The organism is Micromonospora sp. DT48 (genome assembly GCF_049844495.1).
Lineage (GTDB): Bacteria > Actinomycetota > Actinomycetes > Mycobacteriales > Micromonosporaceae > Micromonospora.
This window is the reverse complement of sequence record NZ_JBNCLE010000013.1, coordinates 64,658-90,284: the sequence shown is the minus strand read 5'-3', so window position 1 is coordinate 90,284 and position 25,627 is coordinate 64,658. Positions and strand designations below refer to the sequence as shown.

Here is a 25,627-nt window from a genome sequence, read left to right as displayed (position 1 = left end):
GTGACCGCCGGTTCCGGCGCTCACCTGTCGGCTCTGCGCCACCGTGCCCGGCGTCGGCCGATCCACACGGTCCTACCCCTGGTGATCGGCGAGCGCGTGATGGGAAGGCGCACCGTGAAGCGGGCCCCCCGACCCGGATGGCCCTCGGCCTCGATCGTGCCGTGATGGCTCGTGACGACCTCCTGGAGCAGGGCCAGTCCCAGCCCGAAGCGACGGTCTCCGGAGCCCGCGCCACGGTGGAAGCGGTCGAAGATCCGCTTAGCGTCCGCCGGGTCGAAACCTCTCCCGGTGTCGGCGATCACGAGTTCGGCCCAGTCACCGGCCTGCCGGAGTGTCACGTCGATGCGGCCTCCCGCCGGGGTGTGGGCCAGCGCGTTGGACAGCAGTTCGCTGGCCACCCGGCACAGCGCCGACTCGACCCCCGGCACCGGAAACGGATCATCGGGAATGTCCATGGTGAGGGTGATTCGGCGCTCGGCGGCGCGTTCGGTCTCGGCGGCGACCACCGTCGCGATCAGCGAGGTGAGGTCGACCGGCGGCTCCGACTTGCGGTCGGCGGGAGCGGCGGCGAGTCGGGCCGAGAGCAACAGGTCGTCGACGACCTCACCGAGCCGCCGGGTGGTGCCGATCAGCCGTTCCAGGTCGTCCAGGTTCGTGGCGGCGCCGTCGTCGCGCGCCCGCCGAGCGATCAACTGGGCCCGGGTGTGCACCTGGGCGATCGGGGTGCGCAGTTCGTGGCTGGCGTCGGCGACGAAGCGGCGCTGCCGGGTCAGCGCCTCCGCGAGTGGTGCGACGGCTCGACGGCTGACGAGCACACCGGTCAGCATGGCGGCGAGCAGCCCGACCGCCGCCGCGAGGCTGAACGCGAGCAGGAGGTGCCGTCGGTCGGACAACTGGAAACGGGCGTCGAACACCGCCTGGATCACCGTGTCGCCGCGTGCCTCGGTACGTACGTGGTAGGTCGTGCCGTTGCGCGTGACCTTGGTGATCTCGGTGCTCCGGGTGGCTGCCACGGTGGTCAGCGCCCGGGTCAACGGGAAGCCCGGTGGCGGCGGGTTGGTGCCGGTCTGCACGGTGGTGCCGTCGTACTGGAAGATCCAACTACAGGCGGGCGGTCCGGCGATCGTGCCGTGCTCGGTGCCCCAGCTCAGCTCACGCTGGATCTGCGCCTCCTGGCTACGGACCAGGACCGCGTACGAGATGCCGCCGGCCAGCAGCAGCAGGGCACCGATGGTCAGGCCGACGAACAGGCCGATCCGCAGTCGGGTCCGTCGTACGATCGCCCGTTCGGCCGCCTCCATCAGAGCGTTCCGAGGCGGTAGCCGAGCCCGTGCACGGTGCGTACCACCCCACGGCCGAGTTTGCGCCGGAGGTAGTAGACGTAGGTGTCCACTATCGACGCGGCGCTGGCCTCCTCGAATACCTTGCGGCGCAGCACGCCCCGTGGGTGTACGGCGTTCGGTCGGGCCGCCAGCACCCGCAGCAGCTCGAACTCGCGGGCGGACAGCGCCACCCGGGTGCCGTCGGCCAGCACCGCGTCGCGCGCCGTCAGGTCGAGTAGCCCGTTGCCGATGCGCAGCACGTCGGTCGACTGGGACGTACGCCGACACAACGCCCGGACCCGGGCGCTCAGTTCGTCGATGTCGAAGGGTTTGACCAGGTAGTCGTCGGCGCCCGCGTCCAGTCCGGCGATCCGGTCGTCGACCGCGCCACGGGCGGTGAGCATCAGGGTCCGGGCCGGTATCGACCGGGCGCGTAGCCGGGTGACCAGGTCGAGGCCGTCGAGTGCCGGCAGCATGCGGTCGATGACCATCACGTCGTAGGTACGGGTCAGTCCGAGATGCAGTCCACGTTGGCCGTCGGAGGCGCGGTCGACGAGGTAACCTTCGTGAGCCAGCGTCTCGGTGAGTAACTCGGACAGATCTGCGTCATCCTCGACCAGCAGCAGCCGGTTCGATCCTCCGCCCCGCATGCGCCAACAATCTCATAGATAGAGGTCGATGTAATCAGTGATATTTGCCTCTTCAACTATTTGAAACCACCAGCGCGGGCGGGCGTGCGGCGTCGGGCCGTCGAGCCTCCCGGCGCTCGATCCAACTCAACGTCGGCGTCGTCATCAGCGTGGTGACCAGCGCGACCAGCACCAACACGGTGAACAGGGACGAGTTCACGATGCCCGCCTCCAGCCCGACGTTCAGGGCGATCAGCTGCATCAACCCGCGAGCGTTCATCAACGCGCCCACCCGCAGCGCGACACCCGACGGCTCCCCACGCAGCCGGGCCGCCACCCAGCAGGCACCGAACTTGCCGACGATCGCCGCCGTCACGCAGGCCAGCGCGAAGAGCAGCACCGGCATGGAACCGAGCAGTCCGAACTCCGTCCGCAACCCCGAGTAGGTGAAGAACAACGGCAGGAAAAGGGTCGCGGCGACCGGAGTCAGGGTGTCCACCACCTTGTCGGTGTTGTCGGTACGAGGCATCACCACGCCCATCGCGAACGCGCCGAAGACCGCGTACAACCCGATCTCGTCGGTGTACCAGGCGACCAGGAAGAGCAGGGCGACCGTGCCGAGCAGCCGGGTGCGGTCGGTGAGGCCACGACGGGTCATCAACGCGGTGGTGATCCCACGCCCGCCGAACCAGAGCACCAGTCCGAAGAGAACCGTCCCGCCGACGGTGACGATCGCCGGACCGGCCTGGCCGGAGGCGAAGGCCAGGACGGCGGCCAGCAGGATCCAGGCGGCCATGTCGTCGATCGCGCCGCTGGCCAGGGAGAGGGTGCCGTGCCGGGTGCCGGCGTGCCCGTGCTCGGTGATGATCCGGGCCAACATCGGAAACGCGGTGATGGCCAGCGCGACACCGACGAACGCGGCGGAGACCCCGAGCGACGTCCCGTCGGCCCTGATCGGCACCGCACCGGCGGTCACCAGGACCAGCAGCACCCCCAGCAGCAGCGGCGCGGTCACCCCGGCCAGTGAGATCACTCCGGCGGTGCCGGCGAGCCCGGTGACCCGATGGGAGCTGAACGCGTACCCGGCATGGAACATGAACAGCACCAGTCCGACCTGACCCACGATGTAGAGCACCGGCAGCAGCGGGGCGGGGAACAGGGCGTTCTGCACGTCCGGCAGGAGCAGCCCGAGCAGCGACGGCCCGAGCAGGACACCGGCGAGCATCTCGCTGACCACTGCCGGCTGGCCGACCTTGCCGAGCAGCCAGGCGACCCCCTTGCAGAAGATCAGGATCACCGTGACCGCGATGAAGAACCGTGGTGCCAACTCCGTGGGAGTCATCGGACCGCCTTCTCGAAGTAGCTGGAACACAACCGCTGCCGCCGGGCATCGAGCACCATCCAGGTGCCGAGCACCAGTTGCCGGACACTGCGACCCACGTCGGCCCACCGGTCCCGCAGCCGCATCGCGGCCAGTCGTAGCCGTCCCGGGCCGGCACACCCGGCGGGGGTCAGATAGGCCGGGCCCCGGCTGGGCAGTGACCGGGTGTGTGAGACGGAGGAGGCCAGGACGAATCGGCGCAGCACCTCACGGGTCGCCGCGCGCATCATCACCGGCGCGACGCCACGGGCCGGACAGGCCCGGTTCGCGGGCACCCCGTACGGGATGAAGTGCACGTCACCACGGGAGAGCGTGCGCCACCGGTCCGGGTCGAACCGGCGGTCACCAGCGACTCCCCCTCGGTGGAACGCCGGATAGTTGAACAGCAGCACCGACCCGGTCGGCAGGGACACCCCCGTGGGCAGCGTGATCGGCGCCGAGGTGATCCGGTGCGCGACGCCGAAGAGTGGATACAACCGGAGCGTCTCGTCGATGGCCCGGTCCAGCGCGGCGTCGTCGTCGAGCTCCCGCTGTGCGTCGGGATGTGTGGCGAGGGCCAGCAGCACGTGCGCCATCGCCTCGGACATCTGCACGACCGCCGTGTTGAAGAAGGCACCTTGCAGGTACCAGGCCGTTTCCTGCGCGGTGAACGGTGGCGGCAGCGTCACCGGGCAGGTTCCCGCCTCGATCCGCCCGAGCAGGTATTCGGTCAACCGGTCACGTCGATCCATGTGCCGCAACCCGACGCACTTCAGCGCGGTGACCACGTCGTCCGCGTTGGCCACGATCAACGTACGGGCGGTGGGTGACGCCACCTCACCGAAGACCAACTCGTGGTAGACCTCAGCCCACACCGGCATCATCAGGTCACGCAGCCGGACATGGCTGATCCGATCGGCGGGCAACTCGTCCAACACCCGCCGGGTGGCAGCGGTCGCGAGCGCGTCGGCGCGCTCGCGTCGGACCGCCAGCACCCGCCTGGTCGTGGCGGCCACCGTCCGGTAGCGCTCACCCGGCTCCAGATGCTCCTGGTGCATGTGCGGCCCAGGGGCCAGCCAGTACCAGAACAGGTCCGACAACCCGGCCCCCCGGCTACGCCCGTCGGCCGCCGGATCCGCGTACACCCGCTCGAAGTGCTCCATGCCGACGGTGGGGCCCGGCACCGGGATGCCCTCCTCGCCGTTGACCCGGGCGAAGACCCGCTCCCGCAGCCGGACGACGGCCGACGGCAGCCAGGACGGGACGGTCCAGACCACGCCGCACACCGCCAGGACGATCAGCACGCCCACGGCGCTCATCCGCATCCCCCCACGAGGTCACGGCTCAGGTCACCCGGCCCGGCGGCACCGGCCAGCGCCAACGCCCGGTCCAGGTCGGCACGCAGCAGGTCGAGCACGTGCCGCACCCCGGCGACACCACCCACCGCCAGCCCCCACAGCACCGGACGCCCGACCAGCACCGCGCTCGCGCCGAGCGCCAACGCCACCAACACGTCCGTGCCCCGCCGGACGCCACCGTCGAGCAGCACCGGCAGTCGGCCCTCGACGGCCGCCACGATCCCGGGCAACGCGTCCAGGGTGGCGACCGCACCGTCGAGCTGGCGTCCCCCGTGGTTGGAGACCACCACCCCGTCGACGCCGTGCGCCACCGCCAGTCGGGCATCGGCGGGGTGCAGTACGCCCTTGAGCAGGATCGGCAGCGTGGTCAGCGCACGCAGCCAGTCGATGCGTGCCCAGTCCAGCCCGGCGTCCATCTCGATGTCGCGGACCCGGCCACTCGGGTCACGCATGTTCTCGCAGACCAGTCCGGACGGCAGATCGACGAAGCCGTGTCGCAGGTCGCGTTCCCGTCGGCCGAACACGGGCGAGTCGACCGTGACGACCAGGGCGCGGCAGCCCGCGGCCTCGACCCGCCGGACCAGCGCCGTGGTGAACGCGAGATCCGACTGCGGATACAGTTGGAACCAGAGCGGCCCGCCGGCGGCGGCGATCTCCTCGATCGGCTGGGTCGCCGCCATGCTGACCACCATCACCGTGCCCGCCTCGGCGGCGGCGCGGGCGGTGGCCGCCTCTCCCCCGGGATGCGCCAGCCGGTGGAAGGCGGTCGGCGCGATCAGCACCGGCATCGCGAGGCGACTGCCGAGTAGCGAGATCCGCAGGTCGCGCTCGCGCGCCCCACGCAGGACCCGGGGCACGAGCCACCGTCTGGTGAACGCCTCCTCGTTGGCGCGCAGCGTCCGCTCGTCCCCGGCCCCGCCCGCGAAGAAGTCCCAGTACACCGGGTCCAGGCGACGCCGCGCACCGTCGGCCACCTCGGCGAGGTTCAGCTCCGTGCCGTCCAGAGCGAGCATCTCAGCCCTCGACACCGCTCAGGCAGTCGCCGACGAACGCGATCAGCGGCGCGACGTGGACGTCGGGCCGGTCCCACTGGTTCTCCAGGTTCTCCGCCAGGTGGTGGGTGGCGACGACCCGCCCCGCCCGGTGGTAGCGGACCACCGGGTGCAGGTAGGCCGCGTCGTGGGCCTGACCGACGACGTTCTGCGCCACCCGGCTGACCGTGACGTCGAACGGATCCACCTGGTCGTGCTCGGGGCCGTACTCCAGGGTCACCGCGAAGGCGTGCCGGTAGTCGTGGTCGTCGCTGCGCAGGCCGATGTGGGTGAAGTAGTCGATCGGCACCTCGTCGTGGTAGCGGGCGTCCGACCCGGCCACGGTGACCACGTCGCCGAGGACGCCGAACTGCTGCCACAGGGCGGAGGTGCGGTTGACCCGGGCGATGATCGCGTCGGCGATCGACTCCGCCGTGGCGTCCAGCTTCTCCGACGGCCACGGCGTGTCGTCGTACCGGCGCTCCAGGATCTTGTGCAGGGCCCGTACGCCGTACCGGAAGCCGTGGATGAAGCCACTGGTCGAGCGCTTGAAGTCGCGTTCCTGGGAGAGCGTGCCGGCGAAGTACAGACCGGCCACGTTCACCGACTCCCACTGCGGGGTCTGGGCCGGGAAGCGGTCCTTGATGGCGAGCGCCGGACGGCAACTGTCGTCGAAGATCGACGCGTCGAAGGCGAATCCGGTGCAGGCGAGCACCCGGTCGTACCAGAGTTCCTTGACCACCTCGTCGGCCCGGGAGAACGCGAACGTGACCTTGAAACCGGTGCCGTCGCGCTCGATCCGTCTGATGTGGCCGTCCAGGATCGCGTTGGCCGACTTCAGCTGGTAGGTGTCCAGGAAGTTGTTGTTGACCGCGCGCAGATGCCCGACGTAATGGGTCCGCCAGGCCATCCGGATCGAACTCGGACCGGCGAGGTGGATCAGCGTGGTGGTCTCCATCAGGTTCTCCGCGGTCTCGAACGCGGAGTTCCCCTTGCCGATGATCAGCACCTTCTGGTCGAGATAGTCGCGCGGATCGACGGACATGTCCGCGTACTGCTCCGCCAGCTCCATGCCCGGGATCTGCGGGACGTACGGCCGGGACACGCCGGTGGCGACGACCAGCCGCCGCGCCCGGAAGGTCTGCCCGGCCTGGACCTCGAAGATCCCGTCGACCTTGCTGACCGACGTCACCCGGGAGTTGTACCGGACCTTGACCCCCGTCTTCGCGGCGAAGTCCGCCAGGTAGCGGACCATCACGTCGGCGTCCGGGAAGTACCGCTCCGTGTACCCGGTGAACCGCAGTGTCGGATCGTCGCTGAGCAGCGAGTTCCAGTCCAGTCGTAGGTTCAGCTCCGGATCGTCCGAGCCGGTGTGCGGCTTGTTGATGGAGATCAGTTGCCGGTGGCGGGGAAAGCGGGCGAAGAACGCGCCCGGGATGTCCGCACCCTCCAGCACCAGGTAGTCGCGTTTGCCGTCGGCTTCCAACAGGGCGCCGAGTTGGAGTCCGGCCGGCCCGGCACCGATGATCAGATAGTCAAGCGTCACAGCTGCCACTCCACGGATGAGATCGGAGGAAGGTCGACATTCGCGATGACATCGGCGGCACGCCGAACGTCACCGTCCAACGGCCGGTCCGGGTCGACCGGTGGTACGGCCTCGGCCAGCGCGGCCAGTGCCTCGGCGCAGCCTGGTGCGGTCGGCGGACGCGCACCGACGTACGCCGCCTGACGCAACCCCAGCGCGAGCGACCCGACGACCAGGTGCAGCAGCCGGGCCTGGTCCAACGCCCGCAGCGCGGCCTGGGTGCCCAGCGGGATGACATCCTGGTTGTGCAGGTTGGTCGGCAGGCTCTGCATGCTCGCCGGAACCGCGTCGCGGCGGATCTCGGTGACCAGCGCGGTCGACGCCAACTGCACGCCCTGTAGGCCGTGCTGCTGCCCCGGCCCGGCGGCCAGCATCGGTGGCAGGCCGCCGTTGCGGTTCGGGTCCACCAACAGGTCGAGTTGACGTTCGGCGAGGTTGCCGACCTGCGCCACGACCATCGACAGCACGTCGGCGGCGAACGCGGCCGGCTGGCCGAAGAAGTTGCCGCCGTGCACGACGAGGTCCTCGTCGGGAAAGAACAGCGGATTGTCGCTGACGGCGTCCAGGTCGGCCCGGACGACGGAGTCGACGTAGCGTAGGGCGTCCTCGGCCGCGCCGAGCAGTTGCGGCGCACAGCGGATGCTGTACGGCTCCTGAAGTGGACGCTTGCCGGACGGCACGAGCCCGGCGCTGACCCGGCGCATGTACGCGCCCACGTCGATGGCGCCCGGATGGCCGAACGCCCGCAGCAGCCGGGCGTCGAGGAACTGCGGATCGCTGCCGAGCAGATCGGCGAGCAGGCAGGTGAGCACCTGGACCGCCCGGTGCGAGGCGCGCACCGAGTCCACCGCGAGCGCCGTCGCCGCGGTGGTCAGCGAGGTGCCGTTGACCAGTGCCAGGGCATCCCGACCGTCCAGTGGCAGCGGTTCGAGACCCGCCTTCTCCAACGCCTCGGCCGCAGGCAGCCGTACCCCGTCGAGGTAGGCGCACCCGCGACCACGTAGTGCCTGGGCCGCCGCGCCGAGCGGGATCAGGTCGCCGCTGGCCCCCACCGAGCCCAACCGGGGTATCACGGGGACGAACGTGGTCGCCAGCATCGCCGTGAGCGCGTCGATGACGTGCGGGGACACCCCCGAGACCCCCCGGGCCAGCGACCAGGCCCGGATCAGCATGGTCGCGCGGACGACCTCCGGTGCGAGCTCCGGGCCCTGCCCCGCACCGAGGTGAGCGAGCGTGTTGTCGGCCTGGTCGCGCAGATCGGCCCGGCCCTGGTACCCCACCAGGGCGCCGAAGCCGGTGGTGGCGCCGTACACCGTGCGGTCGTCGCCGAGCACGTCGGACAGGAACGCGCGGGTGGTCGCGACCCGTTCCCGGACCTCCGCCCCGACCACGACCTTGACCGGGTCACGAGCAGCGGTCAGGTCGGCGATCCGCAGCGGTACCGCGAGATCTACCTCTCTCGTCATGCGAACGCACCCTAGAGACGGAATCTCAGAACGCTCTGAAATCGGGGCGTTACGTTGCGCCACATGACGCTCGATTACCTGATCATCGGAGCTGGGCCGGCCGGACTCCAGCTCGCCGCCCTGCTGGAGCGCGACGATCGTGAGTATCTGGTGCTGGAGGCGGGCCCCACACCGGGCACCTTCTTCACCACCTATCCCCGGCACCGGCAACTCATCTCGATCAACAAGATCTGGACCGGTTCCGAGGACCCGGAGTTCAACCTGCGGGCGGACTGGAACTCACTGCTCACCGACGACCCGGCGCTGCTGTTCAAGAACTACAGTCGGCGCTACTTCCCCGACGCCGCCGACCTGGTGCGATACCTCGCCGACTTCGCCCGTGGCCTGCGGGTGCGGTACGACACCCGGGTCACCCGCGTCGCACGTGACGGGGACCTGTTCACCGTCGCCACCGGCGACGACACCCTGACCGCCCGCCGGGTCGTGGTCGCCACCGGGGTCTCCCAGCTGTACGTCCCACCGATCGAGGGCGCCGAACTCGCCGAGCGGTACGACACGGTCAGCGTCGACCCGGACGACTTCACCAACCAGCGGGTGCTCATCATCGGCAAGGGCAACTCGGCCTTCGAGACCGCCGACGCACTGATCGAGACGGCCGCCGTCATCCATGTCGCCGGTCCACACTCGATCAAGATGGCCTGGCAGTCCCACTATGTCGGGCACCTCCGCGCGGTGAACAACAACTTCCTGGACACCTACCAGCTCAAGTCGCAGAACGCGGTGCTCGACGGCACCGTCGAACGGATCGTCCGGCGCGACGACGGCGGCTACCGGATCGACTTCCGGTACGCCCGCACCGTCGAGTCGATCCGGCAGATCGACTACGACCGGGTCATCCTCTGCACCGGGTTCCGGTTCGACGCGAGCATCTTCGACCCGTCGGCCGCGCCGCGCCTGGTGATCAACGACCGTTTCCCGGAGCAGACGTCGGCGTACGAGTCGGTCGACGTCCCCGGCCTGTACTTCGCCGGCACCCTCACCCAGCAGCGCGACTTCAAGCGCTCGACCAGCGGATTCATCCACGGTTTCCGGTACGGCGTACGTGCCCTGCACCGGATTCTCAACGCCCGCCACCACGACTCGCCGTGGCCGTCCACACCACTGGACAACACTCCGGAGGCGATCGCCGACGCGTTCCTCGCCCGGCTCAACCGGACGTCGGCGTTGTGGCAGCAGTTCGCGGTCCTCGGTGACGTCGTCACCATCTCCGGCGACACCGCGCTCTACCAGGAGGAGGTGCCGGTCGCTTACCTGCACGACGGCGGCCTGGGCCCCGAGCCGTTCGCGTTCGTGGCCACCCTGGAGTACGGGCCGGACCACGACCAGGTCGACCCCTTCGACATCACGGTCCCCCGGATCGCCGAGAACGACGCCGAGCACGCACACGACGCCAGCTACCTGCACCCGGTCGTACGGGTCCACCGTGGAGGCCGGGTCATCGCGGAGCACCACCTCGCGGAGAACCTCGAGAACCACTGGAACCTTCCCGGCGTACACCACCAGCCACTCGTGCTCTTCATCAAGGGTGTCCTCTCCGATGCGGGCTGAGATCTGGCCACAGCCCGTGTTGGACCTGCTCGCCACCGGAGGTGACCGGCCGGTCTTCTGCGACGGCGACCGGACGGTCACCGCGGCGCAGATGTCCCGGCTGGTCCGCCGGATCGCCGCCGGGCTGCGCACCGCCGGAGCCGGGCCGGGCGTCGGGGTCGCCCTGCGGCTCGGTGTCAATGCCGAGGCGTTCGCCGCGATCATCGCGGCCTTCGCGGTCGGCGCCCGGGTCTCCGGAATCCGACCCGACCTGCCCCCGGCGCAACTCGCCCACCAACTCGACGGCACCGCACTGCTCGTCGACGACGTCCGCGTCGCCGAGTTGGTGGCGACGTCCGACGAGGAGAGCACCCTGGTCGCCGCCGGCCGCCCGAGCGATGTCGCCCGGATCACCTGGACCAGCGGCAGCACCGGCAACCCGAAGGGCTGCGCACAGACGTACGCGGCGATGAGCGCGGCCTGGGCGCCCTACCCGGACCGCTGGCCCCCGGCGGTCGCCGACCTCGCCACCCGGTTGCAGCGCTATCTCGTCTTCGGCTCGTTGAGCAGCCAGGTCATGCTGGAGTACGCGGTGCTCGCCCTGACCGCCGGCGGCACCCTGGTCGCGGAACGGTCCCCGGGATTCCCGGAGATGATCAGCCGGCACCGGGCGACCGCGAGTGTGATCACCGTCGGCAAGCTGCACCAACTCGTCCAGTCCCAGCGCACCTCTCCGACCGATCTGAGCAGCCTGCGGGCGCTGCTGGTCTCCGGCTCCCCGCTCGCGCCGGGTCGGCTCGCCGAGGCGCTCGACGTGCTCGGCCCGGTGGTCTTCCACGGCTACGGGCAGACCGAGACCGGCATGATCACAATGGCGACACCGGCCGAGATGCTGGCGTCACCGGCGGTGCTCGCCTCGGTCGGCCGACCGCCGCCGGTCACCGAACTGTCCATCCGCGACGCCGACGGCCGTCCCGCCGCCGAGGGGGAACTCTTCGTCCGGACACCCGCGCAGGCCCACGCCTACTGGACGGATCCGGCCGAGACCGCCGAGGTGTTCGTCGACGGCTGGGTCCGCACCCGCGACCTGGCCCGGCTGGACGGCGACGGCTACCTGCACCTGCTCGGCCGGACCCGGGACGTCATCATCGTGCACGCCAACCTGGTGTACGCGGGCCCGATCGAGCGGGTCCTCGCCACCGACCCCACGGTCGCCGAGGCGTACGTCATCGGCCTGCCCGACGACGTCACCGGCGAGGCGGTGCACGCCTTTCTGGTACCGGCCACCGGTCGCGTACCGGATGTCGACCGGCTGCGCGCCCTGGTGGCGCAGACCCTGGGGGCACCGTCCGCCCCTAAGACGATCGAGTTGATCGACCGGGTGCCGGTGGCTCCGAGCGGTAAACCGGACAAGCGTGCCCTGGCCCGCACGACGATCAGGTGATCCCGGTCACCCGGGTGCGCTCGTACCGGCGGCTCAGGCGCTCGTGTCGTTGACCTGAAGTCACGTTGAGCTTCGATAGTGGGGGTCGATCGAGAGAACGGAGTCACCCGGATGATCGACCCCACGGCGGCAATCCGCATCGCTCGCCCCAGCGGCGACCTGGCGGCTGCGGAACGGTTCTACGTCGAAGGGCTCGGGCTGCACGTGCTGTACCGCGCGGCTGCCGAGTCTCCCGACGAGCACGACCTGGTCATGCTCGGTTGGCCCCAGGCCACCTGGCATCTCGAACTTCTCGGCGGACCCAACCTGAAGGTTGCCCCGACGCCGACATCCGAGGACCTGCTCGTGCTGTACCTGTCCGCGCCGGTCGAGGAGTCCACGATCGCCCGGCTCGAAGCAGCCGGTGGCCGTCGGGTCGCCCAGGGCACGTACTGGGATCGATGGGGTGTGACCGTCGAGGACCCCGACGGATACCGGCTGGTGCTGTCCAGCCGTGCCTGGTCCAACGCGACGTAGTCGGCAACTCCCGGGCCACGCGGTGCTCAGGGCGCCCGCAACCAGCGGGTGTGGATGTCCTGGTAGTGAAGCGGGTCGACGGCGGCCGGGTCGTCCAGGAGTTCGACGAGGAGAGCGCCGTTGGGAAGGTGGCGTGTCCGCTCGGCGATGTCGGGCAGCGGAGCCGGTGGTAGCCGGCGATCGGGGCCGAGGTAGGTCCACCAGCCGAGTTCGGCCGGCCAACCTCCGACGGGATGACTGGCGTCGTGGACGTCGAGATGCCAGATCTGCTCGGTCGACCACTCGTCCAGGATCCGACCGAAGTCGGCGTGCAGTCGTACGGCGGCGTCGAGCCACATGTCGGTCAGGCGGGCGTGCAACCGCCGGAACTCGTCGGCTTCCGGTGACGGGCGGCGGTGACCGTACGCCGCGTCCAACGCCCAGACGAGCTTCCCCGCCTGCCAGTCCACGAACATGTCGACGTCGTCGTTCGACCAGAGCTGGCCGGCCGCGCAACCTGTCGCTATGGCGTCGAGTGCGGTGTGCAGATCCTCGACCGTGCGTGCGTCGCAGTCCGGCTTGGTGAGCAGGTTGATCAGCCCGTCGGGGCGGCGCAGACTCAGACCACGCTCGGTCGCCAGGGCGTACAGCTCGGGCACAACCGACTCCGTCACCGGTACCCGCAGCTCCCACGACCAGTCCGAACCCACCGCGGCATCATGACCATCGGTCTCCGGTGACGGCAAGCCGACCACGGACGGTGACCTCGGACGGACGTGGGCCCACCACGCCAGGCCACGCGGTGGGCGGCCCCGCGCCGAGGTGGTCAGCTGGTGGTACGGGTCAGGGTGCCGTTGACGTAGAGCCCTTCCTGACAGGTGCGCGGCGCGGACGCGCCGACCGGGTTACCCGGTTGCCGGCAGGAGACAGTCAGAGTCACCCGGGCGCCCGCCGGCACCCGGATCGGGGTGACCGAGTGGTAGTCCTGGTTGCGGAAGTTCTCCAGCGCGTAGGTGACCACCCGCACGTCGTCGGCGGTGACGGTCAGGACTCCGGTGTCGCCCTGCGGGTTGTCGACCAGGAAGTCGGTGATCAGGAGCACCCGGTTACGGGGCACGGTGTAGCTGCTCGACGCCGTACTCCCGGGGTTCGCCCGCACCGACAGCGCGGTGGCGAACTGCCCGCCCCGGCCGCTGCCCGTGCTGCCGCCGGTGGCCGTCGGTGACGGCGACGGGGGTGGTGGGGCTGCGGCGCGTTCCTGTTCGACGGCGTCCCGGGCCGCCTCACCGGCGGCCACACTCGCGACCTCCCTCGCCTCCGTCGCCACCTGCTCGGCCCGCTCGTCGGCCGCCTCCCGGGCCGCCGACTGCACCGCCGGCCGCAGCAGCCCGAACCAGGCGGCGAGCAGGAGCAGCAGCAACGCCAACAGCAACGCCAACAACCTGAGCAGCCGGGCGGAGAACACCGGCTGCTGCACCAGCGTCCCGTCCAGGGTGACGGCCCCGCCCGCAGAATCGGTCAGCAGAGCCCGGAACGGCAGGTGACGAGGGGTGCCCTGCCAGAGCAGCCGCCGCGCCCGGACACCGAGTACGGCCGGGTACGACTCTCCGGCGGCCAGGGTCACCGTGCCCGGCCGGGGCGAGCAGCGCAACTGTTCGTTCTCGTCGGCGGCGCTGATGGTCAGGGTCTCTGGGACGTTGCCGCCGTTGACCCCGGTGAGGCGGTAGCGCGCACCGAGCCACGCCCGACGCACCAGCGGACGCAGTTCGGCGGTGACCTCGTGGAAGGGCGCGATGGTCAGCACGCCCTCCTCGACCGTGGCGGCCTCCGGCGTCTCGGACGGGACCACCCGCACGCCGTACGGCAGTTCCCCGGCCCGGACCTCGCTGGATCGGGGTGGCCGGACGGTCAGCGTGACGGTCTGGCTGGCACCCGGATAGAGGGAGACCTGCGGCGGGTCGAACGTCGCCCACGTGGCGGGTATGCCGATGATCTCGAAGGCGTACGCCTCGACGACGTCGCCCGCGTTGCGGACCGTCACGGGAATGTCGACGCTCTCTCCGGGCACGACCACCGGCGCCGTGTCCACCAGACCCAACGAGATGCTCATGTCCGCCGACGATAGGCGCGGCGGCTCCCCGGTAAACGGTCCGTCGGGGAACCGGCACGGGCAGAGTTCTTGCCCGTTAGGTCCACGTTAGGTGCGCGCGAAGTGCCCTGGGGCACCCTCTGCCGTAGCGCCCCGAGTGCCGCCGGTGCGGCAGCTCCGTACCGGAGGCCGGACACCGGGCGCCGACCTGTGGGGAGGCTGAAATGCATCGTGTCACGGTGAGCGTTCACGCGGACGACCCGATCTCCCGGGTGGGGGTGGAGAGCCAACTTCGCGCCCGACCGGACCTGTGGGTGGTCGACCCGGACCGGGAGCCGCCGAGCACCGTCGCGTTGGTGGTCGTCGACACGCTCGACGAGGCGACGACCGAGCTCCTGCGTCGGCTGCACCGCGCCGGAACGGTCAAACTGGTGCTGGTGCCGACCAGGATCGACGACGCCGGGCTGTCGCTGGCGGTGGAACACGGCGTGGTGGGTGTGGTCCGCCGTGACCAGGCGAGCGCGGAACGGCTCAGCCACATCGTGCTGGCCGTCGCCCGGGGCGAGGGCGCGCTCCCCGCCGACCTGCTGGGTCGACTGATGGCCCAGATGGGTCGGCTGCAACGGCAGGTACTCGAACCGCGCGGCCTGTCCCTGCTCGGGTTGTCCGCCCGGGAGGCCGACGTGCTTCGCCTGGTCGCCGACGGCTTCGACACCCGGGAGATCGCCAGCAAGCTGTCCTATTCAGAGCGCACGGTGAAGAACATCCTGCACGGCATCACCAGCCGCCTTCAGCTGCGCAACCGGGCACACGCCGTGGCGTACGCCCTCCGCAACGGGCTGATCTGAGAGCGGACCACCCCCCACGCGGGGTTGCCCTGACGGGCCAGCAGCGCTGCCCCCGCTGGTGCCCTCCGGTCCGTCGAGACCGGCCGACATCCGCCGCAGGATGACTTCCGAAGCTCGCCCATCGCACGCCTGTCGAGGTCCACTTGCGACGCATGATCGGATTGCCCGCCGTACTGGCCGTGCTGCTCCTCGCCGTACCCACGCCGACCGCCGGGTGGGTCGGCCCGATCCGGGCCGCGCCCGCGCCGGACCGGGCGGCGGCGCCCGCAGCGGCAGTCAACCCGGACGTGAGCCAGCGGATCGCGTACGCCGGCACCGGGCACCGCAGCATCGGCGTCATCCGGGGCGAGGGGTCGGCCGCGACCGCGGCGCCGTGGTTCGACGGCGGACCCGATCATTTCGACGATGAGGTGTCGGCCCGTGGGTCGGCCGTGACCTGGGTGAGCCGACGCGACGAGCGCACCACCGAGGTGTACCTGCGGCGCGGCACCGGGCCGGTGCTGCGGGTCACCCGCAACTCGACGGACGAGTCCCGGCCGGTGCTCTCCCCCGACGGCGTCCGGATCGCCTACAGCTCGGCCGCCGGTCGTGACGACGGCGGGCACGACATCTTCGTCGTCGACGGCGACGGGAACACCCGGCGGGTCACCGACGGCACCGGTCACCACACCTGGCCGACCTGGTCGCCGGACGGCACCATGCTGGCCTTCGCCGGTCGGCGTGGCGACGACACCGTCCCGCAGGTCTATCGACTGCCCGTCACCGGCGGTACGGTCACCCGGATCACCGACGAGCCTGGCGGGGCCGGTGAGCCCGCCTGGGATCCGAACCCGGAACACCAGCGGATCGCCTACACGATCGCCCCGGACGGTCCGGAACCCGAGGTGTGGCTGATCGCCCCGGACGGCACCGGCCGGGCCCGGATGCTGCCGCCCGGCTGGCAGGCCCGGCAGGCGGCCTGGACCGCCGACGGGACGACCGTGGCGTTCGTCAGTCGTACCCTGCCCGGCGGCGACACGACCGGAGACGTCGACCGGGTCTACTCCGTGGTGGTCCGCGACAACGTGTGCGAGTGCGTGATGGTGCAACGGCTCGCCGAGGACCGCGACGTCAGCCACCCCACCTGGTTGGCCGCTGCGGACGCCGACGCCGAAACCCTGCTCGTCGCCCGGACCAGCGCACCCGACCGGACCACCGCCACGGTGCAGGACATCCGGCCGGACGGGGTGGACCCCCGTGACCTGCGCCTACCGGTGTTGCGGGAGGACCCGGGGGCGATTATCGACTCACGGCTGCTCTGGGAGCCGGTCGACGGTGATCCGTGGTTCGAACGGCAGGCGTACTCCCCCGACGGGCAACGGATCGCGGTCAGCCGGTTCGAGACGGTCGACGGTGTCCGGACCGAACGGATTTGGATCGCCGACGCCGACGGTGGTCGGCCGCGCCTGCTGCCGATCGCCGGGCGGGGTCGCGGCGACCGGGAGACCGATCCGGCCTGGTCACCCGACGGCACCCGGCTCGCCCTGGTCCGCAGCTCGCCGGGCGACGGGCCGGATGCACCGCGCTCGCCGTCCCGGATCGAGGTGGTCGACGCCGACACCGGACGGCTCCAGCTGGAACTGCCGGTGCCGGACGCCTTGGCCGCGCTCGACGACACCCAACCGGCTTGGTCGCCCGACGGCACCCGGCTCGCCTTCACCCGGGGCACCTACCAGGGCGACGCGATGACACACATCTGGACCGCCGACGCCGGCGACGGGCTGGACCAGATCGACCTGACCGAGACGATCTGCGGCGGCGGATGCGCCGTCGTCGACGACAGCGCCGCGTTCTCACCGGACGGCACCCGGCTCGTGGTCAACCGGGAGGCCGACGGTCTGCTCCTGGTCGACCTGGACGGCGGTAACTGTCGGCTGCTGCTACCGGCCGGTGGAGGGTCCTGCGCCGGACCGGTGCCGGACCGTGACGACGGCCCACACCAGCCGAGGGACGTGGCCTGGTCGCCGGAGGGCGGGCGGCTGGTCTTCTCGGCCCGCCGGGCGGAGGACAACAACTCCCCCGAGGCGCTGTGGATCTACCACCTCGCCGACGACACGGTTCGGCCGCTCACCGCCCACCTGCCGGGACGGCAGAAGGAGCCGACCTGGCAACGCCGCTTCGACGTCGCCGCCGCCGTGTCCGTGCCCGCGCCGGAAACCACGGTGGGCGGCCGGACCTCGCTGCGGCTCGCCGTCACCGACCAGGGGCCGGCCCCCGCCGACGACGTGCAGGGCATCCTCCGCGTCCCGGAAGGACTGTCGGTGACCGGCATCGACACACCGGTCGGCGACTGCTCCCTCGACACCCTGCGCTGTGCGTTGGGGCGGCTTGAGGTGGGGCGTACCGTCGAGATCGCGGTCGAGCTGGTGGGCACCGCGCCCGGCAGCTTCGAGCTGGACTGGTCGGTGGAGGCCAGCCCGCTGGACACCGATCCGTCGGACAACCGCGCGACCACCACGGTACGCGTCGTCGCCGCACCGCCGGACAGCCCGGCCGACCCGGCGCTGAGCGTCACGGTCGGCCCCCGCCCGGCGTACGTCGGCGGCACCGTCACGGTGACCTACACGGTCCGCAACGCGGGCGCGACGACCGCGACCGGCCTGCGGCTGCGGCCCGGCCTTCCCGGAGGCGTACCGGTCGGCGGGGTGCTCGCCACCTGCCCGGCCGACGGCTGTCCGGTGCCGGACCTGGCACCGGGTGCCGCTGCCACCGTCACCGGTTCCCTCACGCCTACCGCAGCGCTGAACACGACCGTGGTGGGCACCATCGAGACCACCGGCGGCAACGCCGATGCGGACAACGACACCGCGAGCACGCCACTGCGGGTACTCGCCCCCCGGATCGTGGCGACGCCGGAGATCGGGCCGCCCGGCTTCGTCACCGCGATCCGGGGGGTGGACTTCCCACCCGACCGGCCGGTGCGGCTCACCTGGGACGTCGGCATCACCGCCGACGCCGCGCCGGTACGCCCGGCGGCTGACGGCACCTTCACCGCCCAGCTGCTGGTGCTGCCGAAGGACCGGTTGGGCAACCGGGCGGCGGTGGCCACCGGCACCGGGTTCAGCCCGGTGAGCACCCCGTTCCTGGTGGTGCTGCCGGCCCAGCAACCACCCGGACTGCTGCACCGCCGGTGGTGACGACGATGGGGGCTCACACGTGATACACGAGGTTGACGAGGGCCTGCGGGGGTTGGTCACCGAGGAGGCGCTGGCCGGCACCGGAGTGGACGTGTCCTTCGAGGCACCCACCCGGGACTGGGCGGCACGACGTAACGCGCCGACGGTGAACCTGTTCCTCTACGACATCCGCGAGGATCGGTCCCGGCACTTCCAGGGCCGGGTCGCCGAACGCGACGCGACCGGACGCACGGTCGCCTGGCACGACGCGCCGCACTTCTTCGCGCTGTCCTATCTGGTCACCGCGTGGACCAAACGCCCCACTGACGAGCACCGGCTGCTCGCCGCGCTGCTCGCCGGGCTGGTCCGGCACGACGAGCTGCCAGCCGACCGGCTGACCGGTTCGCTCGCCGCGCTGCGCCTGGCGGTGCCGATGGTCGTGGCCGCGCCACCCGGCGAGGGACGTGCCCTGGCCGACGTGTGGACCGCGCTCGGTGGCGAACTGAAACCCTCGCTGGACCTGGTGGTGGTCGCGCCCGTGTCGACCCGACGGACGCCAGCCGCGCCGCCGGTGCTGGAACGGGCGGTCCGGGTCACCGACGCCTCCGTGGCGTCAGCGGGCCGTCGTGCCGGCACCACCGTGACCCGCCGCCACGACGACGCCGACCGGGCCGGGTCGACGTCACGCCCCGGGGCGGAGCGTCGGCGACGGTCGGCCCGGCCGGAGGGGGACCGATGACCAGCCCGCCGGGGATCGCCCACCTGCTGGGCCGGCTGGGGCTGGTCGCGGCACGGATACACCGGCTGGTCGCCGAACGTCGCCGCGACGACCCCGACCCCGACGACCCCTTTCGAGGGCTGTACGTGTCGCCCGCCGACGCCGAACGGCTGGCGACCGTACCGGCTCGCACTACCACGCCGGGTGAACCGGACGTGGCAGCCCAGACCCAGGCGCTGGAGGCGTTGGCGGACCAGGCCGTCTCGGACGGGGCCGAGCTGCGGCTGCGCCGGCTGGCGCACGAGTTCCGGCTCACCCCGATGGACGTGGAGTTCCTGCTCGTCGCGCTGCTGCCCGACGTCGAGGCCCGGTACGAGCGGCTCTACGGCTACCTCAACGACGATGTCAGTCGGCGTCGGGCGACCATCGGACTGGCTCTGGAGTTGTGCGGGATCCCCGCGTCGGCGATCGCCGGACGGGCCCGGTTCACCGGCACCGCGCCCCTGGTCGGCGGTGGTCTGCTGCTGGTGGAGCAGCCGGACCTGCCGTACCTGTCCCGGTCGTTGCGGGTGCCGGACCGGGTGGCCGCGTACCTGCTCGGCGACGATGTCGCCGACGCCCGACTGGCCGGGGTGGCCTGGCCGGTCGACGCCGACGGCGGTGACCTCGCGTCCCGGCAGGACGATCTGACGGACCGGCTCGGTACGGCGCTCCGTGCCGGGGTACGTCTGAGCTACCTGCGGGAGCATCCCGGCGCCGACGCCGACGACCTGGCCACCGCGGCGCTGGTCCGGGCCGGCCGGTCGGTGCTCCGGCTCGACCTGGAGGCGTTGGCCGGCGACCCGGCCCCCACCGACCTGCTCGCCGTGGCGGTACGCGAGGCCCGGCTGCGTGGTGCGGGTCTGCTCGCCGGTCCGGTCCAGGCGCTCGACCCGGTCACCCGGCCGGAGCACGCCCGGCTGCTGCGCCGGGTCGCCGACCAGCCGGTGCCGGTCCTGCTCACCGGCACCGTCGAGTGGGATCCGCACTGGAGCCGACAGGCACCACTGCTGGTCACCGCCGACCCGCTGGACGAGCAGGACCGGGCCCGGCTGTGGCGCACGGCCAGCGGGATGCGGCCCGGGGCCCGGCCGCCCGGTTGGCTCGACGGGCTGGACCCGGCGCGCGAGTTGGCGCCGTACCTGCTCGGCCCGGACCAGGTGCGGCGGGCCGCGCAGGCCGCCGAGCAGCTGGCGGTCTTCGTCGGCGCGGAGCGCGTCGACGCCGGTCACCTGCGGGCCGGGGTACGCGGACAGAACGCCGGTGGCCTGGCTCGGCTGGCCCGGCGGATCGAGCCCGGGGTGGGCTGGTCCGACCTGGTGCTTCCCGATCCGGTCCGCGACCAGCTCCGGGAACTGGCCCTGCGGGTCCGGTACCGGGACCGGGTGCTGGGCCGGTGGCGGATGCGCCCCGGCGGTGGCCGGGGTCGGGGGGTGTTGGCGTTGTTCGCCGGTGACTCGGGCACCGGCAAGACGATGTCGGCGGAGGTGGTCGCCGCCGACCTCGGCCTGGACCTGTACGTGGTGGACCTCTCCACGGTGGTGGACAAGTACGTCGGCCAGACCGAGAAGAACCTGGAGCGGATCTTCACCGAGGCGGCCGGGGTCAACGGCCTGCTGCTCTTCGACGAGGCCGACGCGATCTTCGGTAAGCGGTCGGAGGTGAAGGACGCCCACGACCGGTACGCCAACCTGGAGAGCGCCTACCTGCTGCAGCGGATGGAGTCCTTCGACGGCGTCGCGGTGCTGACCACGAACCTGCGAGCCAACCTGGACGAGGCGTTCACCCGGCGACTCGACCTGATCGTCGACTTCGCGATGCCGGACGTCGCGCAGCGGCGGGCGTTGTGGGACCGCTGCCTCGGCACCGAGTTGCCCCGCGCCGACGACCTCGACCTGGACTTCTGCGCCCGTAACTTCGAGCTGGCCGGCGGCAGCATCCGGGCCTGCGTGGTGACCGCCGCGTACCTGGCCGCGCAGGCCGACCGGCCGGTGGGCATGGCCGACCTGATCGGCGCGGTGCAACGGGAGTACCGCAAGCTCGGCCGACTGCTGCTGGAAAGCGAGTTCGGCACGCACCAACCGCGCGGGGAGCCCGCCCGGGTCCACTGACGGCAGGAGGACCGCCCATGCGAGCGCACGATCCGTCCGATCGTGACGTCCCGGCCCATCCGGCCCGGTCGAGCCGGTCCGGAACCGAACCCGCCGCGCCGCACGCGACGGTGTCCGCATTGCTGGCTCTGCACGGCCGAGCCGGCAACGCCGCGGTGAGCCGGGAGATCCAGCGGCAGCGCTCCGGCCACGACATCTGCGAGGGGCACGCCCGCCACGAACACGGCGGTGGGCATCGACCCGGGTCGGCCTCGGGCCTCCCGACGGTCCAGCGGATGACCGACGACGAGTTGCACCGGGAGCCGCCCGGCCCGTCGGTGCAGGTCCGTGGTCCCCGCCGATCGTTCTCCAGCAGGCGCGCCAGCGCTCAGGTGGACCGGCAGACCTGGGAGCAGCTCAGCGCCGCCTACCAGGCGGCCACCGGGCGGACGCCGGTCAAGGAGCGGATCAGCCTCGACACCGATCTGACCTCCCTGAGCGAGATGAGCCCGCCCGTGGCCGGCCACCAACTCGGTACCGCGTTGACCAACGTGGCCCAACAGGTGGGTATCTCGCTGGTGGGCGGTGCCACCGGTGCCCGCAGCAACGCCGAGATGATGGAGGAACTGGGTCGCCGGGATCCGGTGTCCCGCCCGTACTGGGAGGCCCAGGACGCGCGGGACCAGCGGCTGGCCAACGACGCGGTGACCCGGGCCGCGCGGTACCAGCAGGAGTCCGGCGCCGAGAACGCGCAGGCCCGCCGGGACGCGACGGCCGGGATGCTGCGGGGCATCCCGATGCCCGCGGCCGACGCGACGGACATGCTCCTGCTGGCCAATGACGGTCTCGTCATCGGCGGGCCTCACCACGCGGAACCGTTCTTCGCCTGGGCCACCGACCACATGGCGCGGCTGCGCCAGAACGGGGTTCGGACCCTCTACCTGGAGGCGATCCGGGACGACGTACACCAGGACATGGTCGACTCGTACCTGAGCACCGGGGTGATGAGCCCGGAACTGGCCAACTTCTGCAACACCTACCAGCGCGGGCACGCCGTCAACCTCGCCGAGTTCCTGGAGACGGCCCACGAGACGGGCATGCGGGTCAAGGGCACCGGTGGCCGACCGGCGCGCCGCTTCGGTACGAACATGCACCGCCGCGCGGTCATGCAGAACACCTACGGCGAGCAGGTGGTCCGGCGGGATCGCGCACAGTCGGTCGCCCAGGGCGAGGACCCCGGCAAGTACCTGCTGCAGGCAGGTGAGGCGCATGCCCGTACGCACGACAACACCCAGCCGACCCCGAGCGTGGTGGGCGGGGTGGCCCTGCCCGACCAGTTCCCCGGCATCAACGAGTTGCTCGACGTCCCCGCCGTACGCCTCGAGGACAACCTCGACGGCAGCAAGCGGCTCCGCCCCGTCTGACCCTCGGCCTCAGGAGGACCACCCGTGCGTGCACATGATCCGCCAGAGCGTGACGTTCCGAACCGGCAAACCCAGCCGACCCGACCGGGGACCGGCACCGCACCGCTGACCAGTTCGATGGCCGCGATACTGACCCTGCAACGCCGGGCCGGCAACGCCGCGGTGACCCGGGCGGTGCAGCGGCAGCGCTCCGATCACCGGCACTCCCACCACGAACACGACGAAGGGCTCCCACCCGAAGCACAGCCGGTGCAACGGTCGACCGTGCACGAGGTGCTGCGCTCGGCCGGCACCCCGCTCGCCGAGCCGGTACGCCGGGACATGGAGACCCGACTGGGTGCCGACTTCTCCGACGTACGCCTGCACACCGGCGCCCTCGCCCAACGCTCGGCGGCCGAGATCGGCGCGCGGGCGTACACCTCGGGCAGCCACGTGGTGATCGGCCAGGGGGGCGGCGACCGACACACCCTGGCCCACGAACTCACCCACGTCATCCAGCAACGCTCCGGCCCGGTCTCCGGCACCGACGGGGGCCACGGCCTACGGGTCTCCGACCCGGGCGACGCGTTCGAACGCGCGGCGGAGGCGAACGCCACCCGAGCACTCGCCGCATCACGCCCGGAAACCCCACCCCAGACCACGGATGGCAGCGAAAAGCCCGTGCAACGCGCGCCGGGAACGCAAAGCACAGCCCAGTCCGACACGGAGGAGTCTCTGCCCATCCAACGCTGGGCATGGATCGGCGGAAACAGGATTCAACCGGATGATTCCCTCATCGGTGACAACGAAACGATGAGGGACTGGGCAAACGACGACAAGGTACGCATCTACCTGAGCGAGGAAGAGTTCCGACAACACGTAGCCAACCAGACCGACTACATCGGCAACCTGCCGGACGGCACACCCAGTGCAGGCACCTGGGTTCGATTCCAGCCGCCCGGCACTACGAATGTCATAGGCGAGGCACACTCCCATGTCACCCTGAGAGAGGTGTTGACGGCTGTCGGTTCGGACAGCTTCACCTACGAACCATTCATACTGGACGACCTGTCCGGCCAAGAAGCGAATGCAGCGTACGAAACCGAAAGTCAGGTTGAATTCGATCGGTTCGGGATCTCCGATGTCACCGACAAGCAGCAGTTCGGCGCCGAGTCACTGTTCCCGAAGCTGGGTGAGGCGATAGCGGACCTGCTGGGCCGCCTTTCCGGTTCCGGATCAGGCACCATAGCGGGCCTCACGTCCGGTCCTCGCGCATACGACGGGAAGCCGGCTCAGCGTTATCTCAGAATCGCCTGGGCGCACGGCAAGGACATCGAGAAGAAGATGTCGAACCGCAGCCAACTCCAAAGAGCAAAGCGGATATTCTCCAAAAAGGAGGAGGCAAACAGCAATCTGGCGAAGGTCGTCAGGCAGACACGGACGACGCTCGACACGTTCATCACCTCCCTCACACCCGGCGGCTTCCTGGGCGACGCGCTCGTCGCCCCAGCCAATGCGATCGTCCTGCGTCCACTGGAGGAATTCAGCCAGGCATTTGTCGCCGCGATGCTCGTCCATACCGACAAAACCCTGACCGACGAGGAGCAGAAAAAACTAGCAGGTATGCCTACGCAAGACGCCGACGATCAAGGGGAATTCTTCAGAAAGTGGCGCAACCTTCGCTTCCTGCACGGCGTAGCGGACGCGGCGAAGAGAGGTGTCCGCTACGCCGGAATGGGCCAGGACCATCTCGACTACCTGCTTCGCCACAGGGAGCTACTGCCGAAGAACATCGCCGGGTATTTGATGGACATGGGCAGCAGGGGCAAGGACCTGGAGTTCTTCGAGAAGAGGACCGAGCAGCGGAAGGACGAGGTACGGCGGCAGGAGACTGCCGCATCGGAGACGTCGGATACCTCGACAATCGGTTGACGGGAGGGGGCACCGGCGAGGACCGCGGCGGGCCGCAGGCCGGTCAGGCCACCCGCAGCGCCCGTTTCAGGAAGGTGATCGCCTGATTGATGGCCGCCTCGGCCGCTTCGGTGCCGCGCAACGCGTCGAGCATCACGAAGTCGTGGACGACCCCCTGGTACCGGGCGGCCGAGACCGGCACTCCGGCCGCCCGCAGCCGGTGGGCGTACGCCTCGCCCTCGTCCCGCACCACGTCGGCCTCGGCGGTGATGACCAGGGCCGGTGGCAGCCCGGAGAGCTGCCCGAGATCCGCCCGCAGCGGCGAGGCGGTGATCTCGGACCGGGCGGCCTGCTGGGGCGCGTACTGGTCCCAGTACCAGCGCATCGTGTCCCCGCGCAGGTAGAAGCCCTCGGCGAACAGCTGGTGGGAGGCGGTGTCGAACCGGGCGTCGGTGACCGGGTAGAAGAGCACCTGCGCGGCCGGGCGCGTGGCGGCGTGCCGTTTCGCCAGCAGCGTCACCGCCGCGACCAGGTTGGCCCCCGTCGAGTCACCGGCCATCGCGATCCGCCCACCGTCCAGGTCGGCCGCGCCGTGCCCGGCGAGCCAGCACAGCACCGCGTAGCACTCCTCGATCGCCACCGGATAACGCGCCTCGGGTGAGCGGCTGTAGTGCGGGAAGACCACGGCGGCGCCGGTGCCCACGGCCAGTTCCCGGACCAGTCGGTCGTGGGTGTGGCCGCCGCCGAAGACCCAGCCGGCGCCGTGCAGGTAGAGGACCACCGGCAGGCGGCCGATGGCACCCCCCGGCCGGACGATCCGCAGCCGTACCTCGCGGCCCGAGGCGACGAGCACGGTCCGGTCCTGCACATCGGCCTCCGGCCGGGCGACGTTGCCGGACTGGAGCGTGTCGAGGAGGAGCCGCCCCCGCTGCGGTCCCAGCTGGTGCAGGTACGGAGGGTCCACGGTCGCCTCGGCGAACCGTCGGGCGGCCGGTTCCAACACGATCTCGGCGCCATTTCGCTGCCTGGGCATGGTTATCCGACCACTCCGGGATCCGGGCCGCGAACGCGGCGGTGACGGTTGAGGTGTCCCTCGG

General features: G+C 71.0%; 19 protein-coding genes. 9 read left to right on the top strand and 10 right to left on the bottom strand.

Annotated features, from left to right (window positions below):
- Positions 1 to 20: 20 nt before the first annotated feature.
- The 7 genes from ACLQ2S_RS17475 to ACLQ2S_RS17445 are packed head-to-tail and all read right to left on the bottom strand — an operon-like array spanning position 21 to position 8,751.
- Positions 21 to 1,301: a sensor histidine kinase gene (locus ACLQ2S_RS17475; RefSeq protein ID WP_425702061.1), complete on the bottom strand. Its 1,281-nt coding sequence runs from the start codon at positions 1,299 to 1,301 to the stop codon at positions 21 to 23.
- A complete protein-coding gene (locus ACLQ2S_RS17470; RefSeq protein ID WP_425702060.1) occupies positions 1,301 to 1,972 on the bottom strand; it encodes a response regulator transcription factor in 672 nt (223 codons plus the stop codon). Before ACLQ2S_RS17470 ends, ACLQ2S_RS17475 begins: the two co-directional genes overlap by 1 nt.
- Before the next feature lie 52 nt (positions 1,973 to 2,024).
- A complete protein-coding gene (locus tag ACLQ2S_RS17465) occupies positions 2,025 to 3,293 on the bottom strand; it encodes a cation:proton antiporter (RefSeq protein WP_425702059.1) in 1,269 nt (422 codons plus the stop codon).
- Entirely contained in the window at positions 3,290 to 4,630 is a 1,341-nt protein-coding gene (locus ACLQ2S_RS17460) for a cytochrome P450 (protein WP_425702058.1), read from the bottom strand. Before ACLQ2S_RS17460 ends, ACLQ2S_RS17465 begins: the two co-directional genes overlap by 4 nt.
- Complete coding sequence (locus tag ACLQ2S_RS17455) at positions 4,627 to 5,682, bottom strand: alpha-hydroxy acid oxidase (RefSeq protein WP_425702057.1); 1,056 nt, start codon at positions 5,680 to 5,682, stop codon at positions 4,627 to 4,629. The genes ACLQ2S_RS17460 and ACLQ2S_RS17455 overlap by 4 nt, the downstream gene beginning before the upstream one ends.
- Before the next feature lies 1 nt (position 5,683).
- Positions 5,684 to 7,246, bottom strand: a complete 1,563-nt coding sequence (locus tag ACLQ2S_RS17450; RefSeq protein ID WP_425702056.1) for an NAD(P)-binding domain-containing protein — start codon at positions 7,244 to 7,246, stop codon at positions 5,684 to 5,686.
- Positions 7,243 to 8,751 (bottom strand): aromatic amino acid ammonia-lyase, encoded by a 1,509-nt coding sequence (locus tag ACLQ2S_RS17445; RefSeq protein ID WP_425702055.1) that lies wholly within the window; start codon positions 8,749 to 8,751, stop codon positions 7,243 to 7,245. Before ACLQ2S_RS17445 ends, ACLQ2S_RS17450 begins: the two co-directional genes overlap by 4 nt.
- 63 nt (positions 8,752 to 8,814) lie before the next feature.
- Here ACLQ2S_RS17445 and ACLQ2S_RS17440 point away from each other — a divergent pair, with 63 nt between their 5' ends.
- From ACLQ2S_RS17440 to ACLQ2S_RS17430, 3 genes are all read left to right on the top strand, one after another.
- Positions 8,815 to 10,359 (top strand): NAD(P)-binding domain-containing protein, encoded by a 1,545-nt coding sequence (locus ACLQ2S_RS17440; protein WP_425702054.1) that lies wholly within the window; start codon positions 8,815 to 8,817, stop codon positions 10,357 to 10,359.
- Positions 10,349 to 11,782: a class I adenylate-forming enzyme family protein gene (locus ACLQ2S_RS17435; protein ID WP_425702053.1), complete on the top strand. Its 1,434-nt coding sequence runs from the start codon at positions 10,349 to 10,351 to the stop codon at positions 11,780 to 11,782. Before ACLQ2S_RS17440 ends, ACLQ2S_RS17435 begins: the two co-directional genes overlap by 11 nt.
- Before the next feature lie 111 nt (positions 11,783 to 11,893).
- Positions 11,894 to 12,298, top strand: coding sequence for a VOC family protein (locus ACLQ2S_RS17430; protein ID WP_425702052.1), 405 nt, complete (start codon positions 11,894 to 11,896; stop codon positions 12,296 to 12,298).
- Between the two features lie 26 nt (positions 12,299 to 12,324).
- On the opposite strand, the gene ACLQ2S_RS17425 is transcribed toward ACLQ2S_RS17430, so the two are convergent.
- Together ACLQ2S_RS17425 and ACLQ2S_RS17420 are read right to left on the bottom strand one after the other, a co-directional pair.
- Positions 12,325 to 12,987, bottom strand: coding sequence for a hypothetical protein (locus tag ACLQ2S_RS17425; protein ID WP_425702051.1), 663 nt, complete (start codon positions 12,985 to 12,987; stop codon positions 12,325 to 12,327).
- 116 nt (positions 12,988 to 13,103) lie between these two features.
- Positions 13,104 to 14,387, bottom strand: coding sequence for a hypothetical protein (locus tag ACLQ2S_RS17420; protein WP_425702050.1), 1,284 nt, complete (start codon positions 14,385 to 14,387; stop codon positions 13,104 to 13,106).
- Positions 14,388 to 14,605: 218 nt separating this feature from the next.
- On the opposite strand from ACLQ2S_RS17420, the gene ACLQ2S_RS17415 reads away from it, so the two are divergent.
- From ACLQ2S_RS17415 to ACLQ2S_RS17390, 6 genes are all read left to right on the top strand, one after another.
- On the top strand, positions 14,606 to 15,214 hold the full coding sequence (locus tag ACLQ2S_RS17415; RefSeq protein ID WP_375335349.1) for a helix-turn-helix transcriptional regulator: 609 nt from the start codon (positions 14,606 to 14,608) through the stop codon (positions 15,212 to 15,214).
- Positions 15,215 to 15,366: 152 nt separating this feature from the next.
- Positions 15,367 to 18,390 carry a hypothetical protein gene (locus tag ACLQ2S_RS17410; RefSeq protein WP_425702049.1) on the top strand — a complete coding sequence of 1,008 codons (3,024 nt, stop codon included), beginning with the start codon at positions 15,367 to 15,369 and terminating at the stop codon, positions 18,388 to 18,390.
- A gap of 19 nt (positions 18,391 to 18,409) precedes the next feature.
- On the top strand, positions 18,410 to 19,108 hold the full coding sequence (locus ACLQ2S_RS17405) for a DUF4255 domain-containing protein (RefSeq protein ID WP_425702048.1): 699 nt from the start codon (positions 18,410 to 18,412) through the stop codon (positions 19,106 to 19,108).
- Positions 19,105 to 21,237: an AAA family ATPase gene (locus tag ACLQ2S_RS17400; RefSeq protein ID WP_425702047.1), complete on the top strand. Its 2,133-nt coding sequence runs from the start codon at positions 19,105 to 19,107 to the stop codon at positions 21,235 to 21,237. The genes ACLQ2S_RS17405 and ACLQ2S_RS17400 overlap by 4 nt, the downstream gene beginning before the upstream one ends.
- Positions 21,238 to 21,254: 17 nt before the next feature.
- Entirely contained in the window at positions 21,255 to 22,640 is a 1,386-nt protein-coding gene (locus ACLQ2S_RS17395; RefSeq protein ID WP_425702046.1) for a hypothetical protein, read from the top strand.
- Between the two features lie 24 nt (positions 22,641 to 22,664).
- Positions 22,665 to 24,551, top strand: coding sequence for a DUF4157 domain-containing protein (locus tag ACLQ2S_RS17390; RefSeq protein WP_425702045.1), 1,887 nt, complete (start codon positions 22,665 to 22,667; stop codon positions 24,549 to 24,551).
- Positions 24,552 to 24,594: 43 nt separating this feature from the next.
- On the opposite strand, the gene ACLQ2S_RS17385 is transcribed toward ACLQ2S_RS17390, so the two are convergent.
- Positions 24,595 to 25,563: an alpha/beta hydrolase gene (locus ACLQ2S_RS17385; RefSeq protein WP_425702044.1), complete on the bottom strand. Its 969-nt coding sequence runs from the start codon at positions 25,561 to 25,563 to the stop codon at positions 24,595 to 24,597.
- Positions 25,564 to 25,627 lie beyond the last annotated feature (64 nt).

Excerpts from the sequence above, each read along its gene's own strand:
- ACLQ2S_RS17475 (WP_425702061.1), bottom strand. The coding sequence starts at position 1,301 with ATGGAGGCGGCCGAACGGGCGATCGTACGACGGACCCGACTGCGGATC.
- ACLQ2S_RS17470 (WP_425702060.1), bottom strand. The coding sequence starts at position 1,972 with ATGCGGGGCGGAGGATCGAACCGGCTGCTGCTGGTCGAGGATGACGCA.
- ACLQ2S_RS17465 (WP_425702059.1), bottom strand. The coding sequence starts at position 3,293 with ATGACTCCCACGGAGTTGGCACCACGGTTCTTCATCGCGGTCACGGTG.
- ACLQ2S_RS17460 (WP_425702058.1), bottom strand. The coding sequence starts at position 4,630 with ATGAGCGCCGTGGGCGTGCTGATCGTCCTGGCGGTGTGCGGCGTGGTC.
- ACLQ2S_RS17455 (WP_425702057.1), bottom strand. The coding sequence starts at position 5,682 with ATGCTCGCTCTGGACGGCACGGAGCTGAACCTCGCCGAGGTGGCCGAC.
- ACLQ2S_RS17445 (WP_425702055.1), bottom strand. The coding sequence starts at position 8,751 with ATGACGAGAGAGGTAGATCTCGCGGTACCGCTGCGGATCGCCGACCTG.
- ACLQ2S_RS17440 (WP_425702054.1), top strand. The coding sequence starts at position 8,815 with ATGACGCTCGATTACCTGATCATCGGAGCTGGGCCGGCCGGACTCCAG.
- ACLQ2S_RS17435 (WP_425702053.1), top strand. The coding sequence starts at position 10,349 with ATGCGGGCTGAGATCTGGCCACAGCCCGTGTTGGACCTGCTCGCCACC.
- ACLQ2S_RS17430 (WP_425702052.1), top strand. The coding sequence starts at position 11,894 with ATGATCGACCCCACGGCGGCAATCCGCATCGCTCGCCCCAGCGGCGAC.
- ACLQ2S_RS17420 (WP_425702050.1), bottom strand. The coding sequence starts at position 14,387 with ATGAGCATCTCGTTGGGTCTGGTGGACACGGCGCCGGTGGTCGTGCCC.
- ACLQ2S_RS17410 (WP_425702049.1), top strand. The coding sequence starts at position 15,367 with ATGATCGGATTGCCCGCCGTACTGGCCGTGCTGCTCCTCGCCGTACCC.
- ACLQ2S_RS17400 (WP_425702047.1), top strand. The coding sequence starts at position 19,105 with ATGACCAGCCCGCCGGGGATCGCCCACCTGCTGGGCCGGCTGGGGCTG.
- ACLQ2S_RS17395 (WP_425702046.1), top strand. The coding sequence starts at position 21,255 with ATGCGAGCGCACGATCCGTCCGATCGTGACGTCCCGGCCCATCCGGCC.
- ACLQ2S_RS17385 (WP_425702044.1), bottom strand. The coding sequence starts at position 25,563 with ATGCCCAGGCAGCGAAATGGCGCCGAGATCGTGTTGGAACCGGCCGCC.